Origin of the sequence: Micromonospora parastrephiae, from assembly GCF_016802865.1 — a bacterium.
Lineage (GTDB): Bacteria > Actinomycetota > Actinomycetes > Mycobacteriales > Micromonosporaceae > Micromonospora > Micromonospora parastrephiae.
The window spans coordinates 1-13,204 of the sequence record NZ_JAEVHM010000015.1 but is presented as its reverse complement, the minus strand read 5'-3'; the positions used below and the strand labels follow the sequence as shown (position 1 = coordinate 13,204).

The window sequence follows — 13,204 nt, the reverse complement described above, 5'->3', positions numbered from 1 at the left end:
CCCCGCTCAGCCGCGCCCGGGACACGATCCGGACGTTGCGGCGTCGACTGGAGCAGCAGGAGAGCATGTCGCCGGTCGCGATCGTCGGCGTCGGCCTGCGTCTACCGGGCGGAATCGCCGACCTGGGCGGCTATTGGAAGGCCCTGATCGGCGGACACGACCTCGTGCGGGAAATGCCACGCTCGCGGATGGGAGCTTTCGCCAGGGAGTGGGAAGGGCTGCCGCACCGCGGCGGTTTTCTCGACGAGGTCCTCGACTTCGACGCGGACTTTTTCGGTATAAGTCCGCGCGAGGCCCGGCACCTCGACCCCCAGCACCGGCTGTTGCTGGAGGTCGCCTGGGAGGCCATGGAGAACGCCGGCCTACCGGCCGACCGGCTGCGCGACACGCGGGCGGGGCTGTACCTCGGCATCATGTGGCAGGACTACCGGGACTGGCTCAGTGGCGAACCGGACGCCTACGCCACCACCGGTAACGGGCACAACTTCGCGGCCGGCCGGGTCGCCCACGCGTTGGGCCTGAACGGGCCGGTGCTGGCCGTCGACACCGCCTGCTCGTCGTCTCTGGTCGCGGTGCACCTGGCGGTGCAGGCACTGCGGCGCGGCGAGTGCGAGATGGCCTTCGCCGCCGGGGCCAACCTCGTCATGTCCCCACGGTCCATGCGGCTGGTGGCCGCCACCCGCTCCCTGGCGCCGGACGGGCGGTGCAAGACCTTCGACGCGCGCGCCAACGGGTTCACCCGGGGCGAGGGCTGCGGGGTCGTGGTCCTCAAGCGGCTGGACGACGCGCTACGCGACGGCGACCGGGTGCACGCGGTGCTGCGGGGCTCGGCGGTGAATGCCGACGGGCGGTCGAGCGGTTTCACCGTACCGAACGTGTTGTCACAGGTCGCCCTGATCGACGCAGCCCTGGCCGACGCGGGCCTCGCGCCGGCCGACATCGGCTACGTGGAGGCCCACGGCACCGGGACCGCGCTCGGCGACCCGATCGAGATGGAGGCGCTGGCCACGGCGCTCGGACGCCGCAACGACCAGGCCGCGTTGCCGGTTGGTGCCGTCAAGACGAATGTCGGGCACCTGGAGGCAGCAGCCGGGATAGCCGGGCTGATCAAGGCCGTGCTGTGCCTGCGCCACCGGCGGATCCCACCGGTTGTGCACTTCCGCACCCTGAACCCGAGGACTGACCTGTCCGGTACGGGCATCACCGTGCCCGTGGAGCCGATGGCCTGGGCCAGCGACAACGGCCGGTACGCCTCGGTCAGCTCGTTCGGCATGAGCGGCACCAACGCCCACGTCATCCTCGGCGGGTGGGCCGGCACGCCTGCTCGGCCCGCCACGACCAACGGTTTCGACCTGAGCGCCCGTACCCCTGAGGCGTTGCGCGCACTGGCCGCCCGGTACGCCGAACATCTCGCCGGGCTGGCCCCCGGCGACTACCCGGCGTTCGCCGCCATGGCGGTGTACGGGCGGACCCGGATGGACATCGCCGCCCGGATCGCCGCCACCGAACCGGGCACGGCGGTCGAAGCGCTGCGAGCGTTGGCCGAGGGCCGTCCCTCGCCCGGCGTGACCCTCCTGGCATCCGGGCAGGACGACCCACGGCCAACGGCGGCAGTGCCGGTGCGGGACCTCATAGACATCCCGACCTACCCGTGGCAGCGGCGCCGGCACGGTCCGGATCCCCTGCCGACACCGGCCGGGGAGCCGACCAGAAGCCAACCTGTTTCGGCGCACACAGTCGGCTGGTCGCCGATCGGTCGGGCGGCGGTCGCGGCGCCGACCGACCACCGCCTCGTCCTGGCGGGCGACGACGCTGACCTCCTGTTCCGAATCAGTGTGTCGGCGGCGGCCCAGGGCCTGCCCGGCACGATCCTGGTGCCGCGGCCGCCGGGCCCCGGCGGTGCCGAGCGGTCCTCCTACGGCGAACCGCCGCCCGGCTGGGCATACGCCGAGCTGCCCGCGGACGCGCCAGGTTGGCAGCGGTTCTGGCAGGACCGGTCACCGGGGCGGGTGGCGCTCGTGATGGCGATGAAGGCAGCACCGACCGAGCGGCCCGAGACGTTCGTCAGCGAGGCCGCTGCGTCGTGCGCGGCGGTCACGGCGGCGGTGACCGCCCTGTCCCGCGCAGTTCCCGTGGGAGGTCGGGCCGTCGCGGTCACCCGGGGCGGCCTGCGCGTCGACGAGCATGATTCCGCCGCCGGCGGCCACGGCCCGGTGCACGGGTTGGCGCCCGTTTTGGGCCTCGAATTCGGTGACGTCTGGGGTGGCGTGGTCGACCTGCCGTGGGAGGTGACCGAGACCGACGTGTACGCGTTGCTGGGTCACCTCACCTCGCCGGCGGCGGAGGACGACGGCCCGGTCGAGGACCTGATCGCGGTGCGCCGCGGCGACGTCTTCGGCGCTCGGCTGCGTCCGGCCACCGAACACGAGCCGCGGTTGCCCGTGCGCGCCGACGCCACCTACATCATCACCGGCGGGCTCGGCGCTGTCGGACGGGAGATCGCCGCGGATCTGGTTCGACGGGGGGCGCGACACCTGCTGCTGATCGGCAGGCGAGGTGTCGGGGACCTGCCGACGCCGGCGACGCAGCTCCTCGACGACCTGCGCGGTGCCGACGTGCAGGTCGCCTACCGGGGCGGCGGGTGCGACGATCCGCAGCGGTTGGCAGCGGCCTGTTCGGCACTGGAGGCGATGCCCGAGGTACGCGGAGTGGTCCACGCGGCGGGCACGGTGGAGACCGCCCCGGCGGAGCTTCTCGCCACCGGGCGGTTCGCCGCAGCGCTGCGGGCGAAGGCGGGCGGGGCATGGTCGCTGCACCTGGCGGCCCTGTCGTGGCCGCTGGATTTCTTCGTGCTGGTCTCCTCGGTCTCCGCCCTGTGGGGCAGCCCGGGGCACGGCGCGTACGCGTCGGCGAACGGGGCCTTGGACGCACTGGCCGCGTACCGCCGGTCCGTCGGATTACCGGCGGTCAGCATCGCCTACGGGCCGTGGGCGCTGGACGGCGGCGGAATGGCCGATGCCGAGCTGCGTGCCCAGTCGGTACGGATCGGGGTCGGTGCGCTGAGCGCCGAGCGGGGCTGTGCGGCGCTTACCGCACGGGCTCCCAGCGCGGCGGGACACCTCGTCGCCTGTCCGATCGACCCATACCGGCTGACGGAGGTGATGGCCGGGGTGCGCCGGCGTGGGCTGTTCGCGGAGTTGGACACGCCGGATGCGCCGGACGCGCCGTCCGTCGGCGCGGGCATCATCGCTCTGCCGGAAGGTGCCCGCGACGCCGCCCTCCGGGAGCACGTCGCCAGGCTGCTGGCGGTGCAGCTCGGGCACGCCGAGGGGGGCGACCTTCCGCGGACGTCCGGCTTCTCCGATCTCGGCATGGATTCCATCATGGCGGTGGACCTGGCCCGGGCGGTGTCGGCCGAGCTCGGCGTGAGAGTGAGCGCGGCAGATGTCTTCGACCATCCCACAATCGCCGAACTGGCCGCCTTCCTGACCGAAATCCTCAGTGCGGAGGCCGCGCGTTCCGATCGTGAAGTGCGGACGTCGGTGCGGGTCGCGTCGCCGCGGGAGCAATCGGACACGGCTTCGGGCGAGCCCATCGCCATCGTCGGGATGGCCGGTCGGTTCCCCGGGGCCGACTCCGTCGACGAACTGTGGCAGTTGCTGCGCGGCGGCCACGACGGTGTGACGGCCGTGCCCGGTGACCGCTGGGACGGTGCGAGGTTCAGCGGTCGAATCACCACCGATCAGGGGGGCTTCCTCAACGACATCGCCCGCTTCGACGCGGGTTTCTTCGGAATCCCGACCCGTGAGGCGGTCAACACCGATCCGCAGCAACGACTGCTGCTCGAAGCGGCGTGGCACGCCCTGGAGGACGCCGCCATGGACCCCCGGGCCCTGGCCGGCTCACAGACCGGCGTCTTCGTCGGTGTCAGCTACGCCGACTACGCCCGGGTGCTCGCGCGCGGCGGGGCCGACCGGATCGACGCCTACTACGGGACCGGGACCGCCCTGAACGCCGTCGCGGGCCGGGTCGCCTACCTGCTGGGCCTGGCGGGCCCGGCGATGGCGGTGGACACCGCCTGCTCGTCCTCGCTGGTGGCGCTGCACCTGGCGTTACGCTCGCTGCGTTCGCACGAGACCGACACGGCCCTCGCGGGTGGGGTCAACGTGCTGCTGGACCCCATGTCATCGATCTCGGTCAGCCGTGCGCGGATGCTCTCCCCCGACGGACGCTGTCGGACGTTCTCCGCCGACGCGAACGGCTTCGTACGGGCCGAGGCGTGCGGGGTGCTCGTTCTCAAGCGGCTGCGTGACGCCCGGCGCGACGGGGATCTCGTGCTGGCGCTGGTTCGCGGGTCCGCCGTCAACTCTGACGGCGCCTCGGCCGGGCTGACCGCCCCCAACGGCACCGCCCAGGAAAGGCTGCTCGCGACGGCGCTGGCCGACGCCGGCGTGGCCGGACGCGAGCTGTCCTACCTGGAAGCCCACGGTACGGGCACCGCGCTCGGCGACCCCATCGAACTCGGCGCCGCCTGGCGTGTGCTCGGCCCGGGACGCCGTCCCGGCGAACCCCTGCACGTGGGCTCGGTCAAGAGCAACATCGGGCACTGCGAGTCGGCGGCGGGAATCGTGGGCGTCATCAAGACGGTGCTGGCCCTGCGCCACGACCTGATCCCCGCGAACCTCCATTTCACCAGGCCGAACCCGCAGGTCCCGTGGGCCGAGATGAACGTACGGGTGGTGGACCGCCCGACACCGTGGTGGCGCGACGGTCGCGCTCGGGTCGCCGGCGTGTCGGGTTTCGGGTTCACCGGTACCAACGCGCATGTCGTGCTCTCCGATCCGGGGGACGCTCCGGTCGCACGCCGGCCGGCGGCGGACGGATCGTCGGACGGAACGCGGCTGTTGCTGCTGTCCGCACCGGACACCGCAGGGCTGGAGCGGTTGTCGAGAACCTGGCTCGACCGGCTGGAAAGCGCCGATGAGGAGGAGATGGCGGACCTGACCCGCACCGCGGCCGTCGGCCGGGCGCACCTCGCGTACCGGCGGGCGGTCCTCGGGCGAACCCGGAAGCAGCTCCTGGATGGGCTGCGCCGACCGGTGCGTGGGCATCCGGCGGGCGGTCCACCGCGGGTCGCCTTCCTCTTCTCGGGCCAGGGCAGCCAGTACGCCGGCATGGGTCGGGAGCTGTACGAGTCCGAGCCCACGTTCCGCGCGGCATTCGACGAGTGTGCGCAGCTCCTGGGCCCGGATGTCGGCGCCTCCCTCACCAACCTGGTGTTCAGCGGGGGAGACGACAGCATTCTGGCTGAGACGCGGCTGACCCAGCCGGCACTTGTCGCGTTGGAGGTGGCGCTCGCCTCGCTCTGGGAGTCCTGGGGCGTGACCCCCGTGGCCGTCATCGGGCACAGCGTCGGCGAGATCGCTGCCGCCCTGTACGCCGGGGTGATGGACCTCCCGGCCGGTATGCGGCTTGTCGCCCAGCGGGCCAGCCTCATGCAGCGGACCGAGCCCGGGGCGATGCTCTCAGTCGCCGCCGCCGAGGATCGCGTCGCCATGCACATCGCGGGCACCAGCCTGGACATCGCGGCCGTGAACGCGCCGGAGGCGACGGTCGTCTCCGGCAGGCCGGCCGAGATTGAGGCCCTCGCCGCCAAGCTGTCGGCCGAAGGTCTGCCGGTGCGCAGGCTCAGCGTCACCCGGGCCTTCCATTCGCGTCTGCTGGACCCGGTCCTGGACGAGTTCGCCGGTGCCTCGGCCCCGCTGCGGTTCCAGGCACCGCGGATACCCGTCGTGTCCAACCTGACCGGCGACGTGGTCGATTCTCTCGAAGCCGACTATTGGGTGCGGCAAGCCCGACGGCCGGTCCGTTTCCTGGACGGTGCCCGGCGACTGCGCGAGCTGGGTGTCGATTTCTGCCTGGAGATCGGCCCGGACGCCACGCTCGTGAATCTGGTGCGGGGAGCGGGCTCGGCACCGCCGGGGAGGGGCGTCTCCTCGCTTCGAAGGGGGGCGAACGAGCGCGGTGCCCTGCTCATCGCCGCCAGGGCACTGTACGAGGCCGGCCAGGATCTGGACTGGGCCAGGGCGTACCCGTACGGGGCGCGGCGGGCCCATGCCCCCGGGTACCCGTTCGCCGCCACCCGGCACTGGCCGGACATGCCGCAGCCGGCTGAGTCACATCCGAGCGCGCCGCCGCCGTGGGGTACGGAGATCCGCTCGCCTGCGCTGGCGGGACGGGTCTTCCGGACCCACCGCAGCCCCGAGTATCCACCTCACCTGGCCGATCACCGACTGTTCGGCACGGTATCGGTGCCCGCGGCGTCGCACACCGCGACGGCCCTGTCCGCTGTGGCCGCTGACGACGCGCCCATCGTGTTGGAGGATCTGCACTTTCCCCAGGCACTGGTGCTCCGGGAGGGTGAACGCTACGAGACGCAGATCCACGAGTCGCAGGACACGGGGGAGTCGCGCAGTCTCCGCGTGCAGAGCCTGCTGGATCCCGAGACGGGCCGGTGGATCGAGCACCTGGTCGCCAGGATCGTCTCGGGGACCGACTCGCTTTCCACCCCGACGATCAGCCCCGATGTCTTCATCGCCGCGGCTGATCGGCGGTTGTCCGGCACCGAGTTCTACCGTCACCTGCACGGCCTCGGCTATCACCTCGGCCCGTCCTTCCGCTGGATCGACCGGATCTGGATCCGTGGCGACGAGGCCCTTGTCAGCTTCGCAAAGCCCGACGAGATGGACGAGGATCCGGCGAGCTATCAGATCCATCCGGGGCTGCTCGACTCGTGTCTGCAGAGCAGCGTCGTGTTCGAGGTTCGGCCCCCCGACGACACCGTCGCGGACGGGCAGGCCCTGGCGATTCCCTTCGCCGCCGCCCGGCTGTCCTTCTCCGGCCGCCCGGTACCGGGACGGCGGCTGTGGGCGCACGTGCGGGCCGTCCGACACGACACCGGCCGCGGTGGGCGGGCACAGGTCGAGGTCGCGGACCTGCACATGTTCGACCAGACGGGCGTCACCGTCCTGACCGTGGACGGCTTCCGGCTGCGCAGTGCGCCACGGTCGCTGCTGGAAACGTCGCTGCGCGCCGGTGTCCGGCACGCCTACAGCCTGCACTGGGCGCGTCACACGCCCGCCCCGGCCGCCGCGTCCGTGGGCTCGGCCGCCCGGATCGCGCTCCTCGGTGCGGGCAGGCAGCCCGGCCAGGCCGTCCGGGAGGCACTGGGTGGCCGCGGGTACCACGTGACGACGGTCCGCGCCGAGGATCTGACCGGGCTCGACGCCGATCTCGTCGTCGACACCAGGTTCGCTGATCCGACTCTCGGCCGCGGTCCCTCCGACGCTCTCACCGCCACCGAGGAGCTGACCCGTGCGCTGCGCGTCGCTCCTCGGAACATCCCGTACGCGGTGATCGGCGGTTCCGCCCCGCCGATCCGCGAGGCCTTGTGGGGTCTTCTGGCCTCGCTGGAGGCCGAGACGGCCCGGGTGCTGCCCCGCATCGCCCTCGCCGACGACTGGGACGGGTCCGCCTTCGCGACCGTGGTGGCCGAACTGCTGGGCCGGCCGGCGCGGGGCGTCCGGTTGCAGGTCGCTGCCGACGGCGTCCGAACGCTGCGGCTGCGTCGGGACACGGCGGCGGCGAACGGCAGGTATCCGGTCGGCGGCGCCCTGATCACCGGCGGGCTCGGCGCCCTGGGCCTGCGACTGGCCGGCTTCCTCGCCCGGCAGGGCACGCCCAGCATCACCCTCATGGCGCGCTCGGCGCCGACCACGGCGGCACGCGCCCAGCTCGACGAACTGGCCACCGGGGGCACCAGGGTGCACGTGGTCACCGGGGACGTCACGAATCCGGAGGACTGTCGTCGCGCCGTCGACGAGGCCGGCGAGGTGACACCCCTGCGCTCGGTTTGGCACCTGGCCGGCGGCACCGACGACCGGACCTTCGAGCGCCTCGACCGGTCGTCCATCGAGAAGGTCTTCGCGGCGAAGGCGTACGGCGCGGCGAACATCGCGGAGGTGCTGCGAAACCATCCGCTGGACGCCTTCGTGCTCTTCTCCTCGGCCTCCACCGTGCTGGGGTCGCCGGGGCAGACCAACTACGCGGCTGCCAACGGATACCTGGACGGTTTCGCCGAGACGCTGCGCGTCCAGGGCGTCCCGGCCACCAGCATCGACTGGGGTCCCTGGATCCCGGCGGGTGGTGGCGGTCTGGCGGACTCGCCCGAGGCTCTGGCCGCCGCGCGGAGGCTCGGCATGCGCGCGATCGATGACGACGAGGCCGAGCAACTGGTCCGACTGGCTCTCACCGGCGGGAGAAGCCGTCTGGTTGCCGCCGCCGTGGACCTCGGTCGCCATTCGGCGCTCGTCGAGGGCGGTGCGCTCGTCCCCGACGAGCCGGCAGGGCGACGTGGCTGGCTCGCTGACGACCTCGCCGAACTTGGTCACGAGGCCCGCCGTGACCGGCTGCGTGAGGCTGTCGCGGCGGCCACCCGGGAGGTCCTGGGCGACGACGTCGAGGTCACAGACGAGTGGGGGTTCGGTGACCTGGGACTCGACTCGATCATGGTGATGGACCTGCGGGCCCGGCTGTCTCACGCCCTGGCCCGGGACCTGCCCGCCACCGTGGCCCTGGACCATCCCACGATCTCGGACCTCACCGACCACCTCATGCGGCGGATCGTCCCACCGGCGTCGGCGACGAACGGCGGTGGTCCGGAGGGATCGCGGCTCGGCGAGCTGATGGCAGCCGTGCAGGCAGACCTGGAGGAGGCGGAGTGAGCCAGGTTATCGACGAAGAACGGATCCGGCGGCTGATGTCGGAGCAACTCGAGTTGTCCCGCCGACTGAGGGCCCGGATCCGGGAACTGGAGGGGCGGAACAACCACCCGCTGGCTGTCGTCGGTTTGGGCGTACGGATGCCCGGTGGCCTGGACACGCCCGAGCAGTACTGGGACTTTCTGTGCGATGACGGCCTGGCGCTGTCGCCGATCCCGACGGACCGACCGGGGCTACGCGACGTGTTCGACCCGCGGCCGGGCACGCCGGGCCGGTCGTACGTGGACCAGGCGGGCTTCCATCCACGGATCGCGGAGTTCGACGCGGACTTCTTCGGCATCTCCCACCGCGAGGCGGAACTCCTCGACCCACAGCAGCGCATGCTGCTGGAGGTCGCGTGGGAGGCGATGGAACGGGCCGGCATCGCCGTCCGCCGGAAGGATCGACTCGACGTCGGCGTGTTCCTGGGCATCATGGCCTCGGAGTACACCGAGCGGTTGGAGAACCGGGGCGACACCTCACGGATCGATCCCTACTACACCACAGGCGGCGGGCTCTGCTTCGCCGCTGGTCGAATCTGTCATGTCATGGGGTTCTCCGGTCCGACGGTCAGCGTGGACACCGCCTGCTCCTCGTCCCTGACCGCGCTGCACCTCGCGGTGCGGGCCGTGCGGGCCGGGGACTGCCGCTACGCGTTGGTGTGCGGGGCGAATCTGCTGTTGTCCGCCAACCTCATGGTGTCGCTCTGCCAGACCGGGGCGTTGGCCGCCGACGGGCGCTCGAAATCGTTCCTGGCCTCTGCCGACGGGTACGGGCGGGCCGAGGGTGTGGGTGCGGTGGTGCTGATGCGGCTGGAGAGGGCCGAACGGGAGGGTCGGCCGATCCTGGCGGTCGTGCGGGGGACCGCCACCAACCACGACGGTGCCGCCTCCAGCCTCACCGCGCCGAACGGGCAGGCACAGCAGGAGGTCATCACCGCGGCGCTCGCCGATGCCGGTGTGCGGGCCGAGGAGGTGGGCTGGGTGGAGGCGCACGGAACCGGCACACCGCTCGGCGATCCGGTCGAGGTCGGGGCCCTGGACGGGGCCCTCGGCGAGGCCGTTCGGCGGCGGGGCACTCCGCTGCTCCTCGGCAGCGTCAAGGCGCGTCTGGGTCACCTCGAGGCGGCGTCCGGCATAGCGGCACTGATCAAGACGGTGCTCACGTTGCGGCACGGGGAGATCCCGGCTGCGGTGGGGCAGGACGACGGCGAGCTGAACCCACGCATCCCCTGGGGGACCATGCGGTTCGAGGTGCCCAGACGGAAGGCCGCCTGGCCCCGGTCCCTGGCGCGAAAGGTCGCGGGGATCAACTCCTTCGGCATGAGCGGGACCAACGTGCACGCCGTGCTGGAGGCGTACGAGCCCGAGCCCGCGGGTTCGCCGGACGCCGCCCCCCGTCCCGAGTTGCTGGTGCTGTCCGCGAGGAGCCCCGCAGCCCTGTTCGAGCTCGCCGGCGCGGTGAGCGAGCGCCTGCGGAACGGGGACCCGACCGACTCTGCGTCCATCTGTCACACGCTGCGAGTCGGTCGCGTGCCCTTCACGTACCGGTTGGCGGTGGTCGGCGCGACCAGCGGTGAACTGGCCACTGGTCTCGCCGCGGCCACGTCGGCGCCAGCTCACCGGCCGGTCCGAGCCGTCCGCTGCGCCACGTTGGTCGTGCCCGGTGACAGCGCGCTGGTCACCGCCGCCTGCGCCACGATCGCCCGAGCCTTTCCGCTCCTGGCGAGCGAGACGCAACCCGCGTCGGTCAATCCCGTGCTCGCTCTAGCGCACCTCGTCGGCGGGCTCGGCGTCCGCGTCGACGTGCGGCGGGCAGCGACGGACGACCGGTCCGACACCGTCGCCTGGCTCGAATGGGAGACAGACCGGCAGCCGCACCGCCAAGCGCTCGTCGAGGGACCAGAGAGTGTGTGGCCGCAGCTGTTCCTTCGCGCTGTCGCGGAGCTGTTCCTCAGCGGGGCGGAGCTGCGCCTCGACACCCTCCGCGCACCCGGGGCGCGTCTCGTCGGCGACCTGCCCACGTACCCCTTCCAGCGGCGGCGGTTCTGGATCGACGAACCGGCCGCTGTCGGGTTCCGCCCCAGCGAGCGGAGCGGGGCCGCGGTCCCGCTCGACGCTGCCGTCGATCCGCGCGACCGGGAGAGCGTGGAGGCGGACCTCGCCGCCGCGCTGAGGGGCGTGCTGGGAGCCCGGGAGGACCCCGACCCAACCCTGTCGTTCCTGGACGTGGGCGGCGACTCCTTCACCTTCGCCGAGTTCACCAGCCTGGTCGGACGGCGGTACGGCCATGGTGCCGCCGCCAATGACCTGTCGCCGCACGCACCCCTCTCGGAGCTCGTCGCCACGATCGCGGACGACGTCGTCACGAGGGCGGGAGGATGACCCCGTTCGTTCGGCCGCGACCGGTGCCTGATCCCGCGCTGCGTCTGGTGGTGTTTCCGCACGCTGGCGCCTCGGGGACGGCCTATCACCCCCTGGCGCGGGAGATCCCCGCCGATTGGGATCTGCTCCTGCTCGACCTGCCCGGCCGGGGCCAGCGTCACCGTCAGCCCGCCCGGCAGGACATGGGCCTGCTGGTCGCCGAGGTGACCGAGGACATCGTGCCGTGGACGGGGCCACGGATGGCCCTGTTCGGGCACAGCCTGGGGGCTGTCGTCGCCACCGAGGTCGCCCGCGGACTGGAGGACCGGGGAGTGGGCCTGACCTGGCTGGGTGTCTCCGGCCGGATCGCACCGCACGGCGAGCGTGTCCGACCGATCCGACCCGAGCTCCCGGACGACGAACTGATGCGCGCGTTGATCGAGCTGGGTGGGGTGCCGGATCGCATCGAAGAGCTTCCCGAATTCCGCGAACGGTTCCTCAATGTGGTGCGGGCAGACCTACGCATGCTCGATTCGTACGTCCCGGACCCGGGGCGGGCACCGCTACGCGTGCCACTGACGGTTTTCGGTGGGATGGACGACCCGTTGACCCCGCCCGCCGGCCTCGCCGGATGGAGCCACGAGACGGAGGGGAGCGTGCGGCAGCACCTGTGCCCGGGCGAGCACTTCTTTTTCTTTGGCGACTGTTTTCCACCTTTCGCTCGGCTGTTGGTAGCTGAGATCGAATCGGCATACGGGGAGTGACGAATGTCCAGTGAGGAATACATCCGGGAGGCCGTGGCCACCCTTTGGGACCGCTATCGGGACCCCCTGTCGCTGGACGAGCTGGCCCACGTCGCGAGAATGAGCAAGTTCCACTTCATCCGGGTGTTCCGGCAGACGACCGGAGTGAGTCCGGGACGATTTCTCGCGGCCGTCCGACTGCACAAGTCCAAGTACCTGTTGCGGACCACACGGCTCAGTGCCGCCGAGGTCTCGCTGGCCGTTGGCTACCACAGCGTCGGCACGTTCACCCGACGGTTCACCGAGGCGGTCGGTGTCTCCCCGATCCAGTACCGGCGGATGGCACACGGTAAACAGCCCATGGTGCCCGTCACCGCGACCGGGAGTGGCCGCCGCGACGCCGGCGCCGTGCGCGGCGTGGTCCACCGGGCGGAAACGCCGGACACGAGGTTCTTCGTCGGGGTCTTCCCTGGACGGATCCTGCAGAGCAGCCCGGTTGCGGGCGCAGTCGTGCACGACAGCGAGCCCTTCTACTTTCCCGCCGTGCCGGCAGGGAGCTGGTACCTGCTGGCGGTGGCCCTCGGGCCGGACCATCGGGACGGCGGCTCGCCGCCGGGCGGCTGCGTGGGACCCCTGCGGGTGCGTCAGTTCGACCAGTTGGCGGTCGACATCACGATCCGCCGGCCGGACTGGCGCTGCCCACCCATCGTGGCCGTGCTGCCGTCTACCCACCTACGAGGCACGTTGGGGCACGCAGTCGTCTCGTGACGGCACGCGGATCGCCTCGAACACATCGAACTACCCCGGCCCCTGGCCGCCCCACAACACGCCGACCTGACAAAGCATTACTCGCGACGACCGCGGGTGCTGATCTGGATGAGGCCGGCTGTCGGAAGGAGGGAGTCAAGTCGGCGGGAGTGCAGCGTCGATACTCGGGCACAACTGGCCTGTCGGAGAGATACCAGCTCGGATTGTTTCGGGAGCCCGACGACGAAACCAGAGGGATCACCGCCGGACTTGTCGCCGACCAGGCCGTAGTGGGGCGTGACCAGGCCGCTGATCGCGTTCGGCACGATCGCTCCTCGATCGCCAGTCATCCATATGGTATGTATGCTTGCTGACCGAGACCTGCCCCTCCAACTCATGCCATCCACCCTTTCGCCGGGTGACGCTGGCCAGATCGGAGTGACATGGGCTGCTCACACGCTCAGGACTGCCCCCTCTTTCCCCTGCTCAACGCAAGCTTGCGCGACTGGCGCAACCACTACTGCGACAGTGA

General features: G+C 71.7%; 4 protein-coding genes. All 4 read left to right on the top strand.

Annotated elements, in window-relative coordinates; genetic code table 11:
* Positions 1-35: 35 nt before the first annotated feature.
* Genes JNW91_RS05655 through JNW91_RS05640 form a run of 4 tightly spaced genes read left to right on the top strand, consistent with a single transcriptional unit; the run spans position 36 to position 12,693 of the window.
* Positions 36-8,783, top strand: coding sequence for a type I polyketide synthase (locus tag JNW91_RS05655; protein WP_203173867.1), 8,748 nt, complete (start codon positions 36-38; stop codon positions 8,781-8,783).
* The gene (locus JNW91_RS05650; RefSeq protein WP_203173866.1) at positions 8,780-11,203 is read left to right on the top strand and encodes a beta-ketoacyl synthase N-terminal-like domain-containing protein; all 2,424 of its coding nucleotides are present in this window, start codon (positions 8,780-8,782) and stop codon (positions 11,201-11,203) included. The genes JNW91_RS05655 and JNW91_RS05650 overlap by 4 nt, the downstream gene beginning before the upstream one ends.
* 23 nt (positions 11,204-11,226) lie before the next feature.
* Positions 11,227-11,946, top strand: coding sequence for a thioesterase II family protein (locus tag JNW91_RS05645; RefSeq protein WP_203173865.1), 720 nt, complete (start codon positions 11,227-11,229; stop codon positions 11,944-11,946).
* Between the two features lie 3 nt (positions 11,947-11,949).
* Positions 11,950-12,693, top strand: coding sequence for a helix-turn-helix domain-containing protein (locus JNW91_RS05640; RefSeq protein WP_203173864.1), 744 nt, complete (start codon positions 11,950-11,952; stop codon positions 12,691-12,693).
* Positions 12,694-13,204 lie beyond the last annotated feature (511 nt).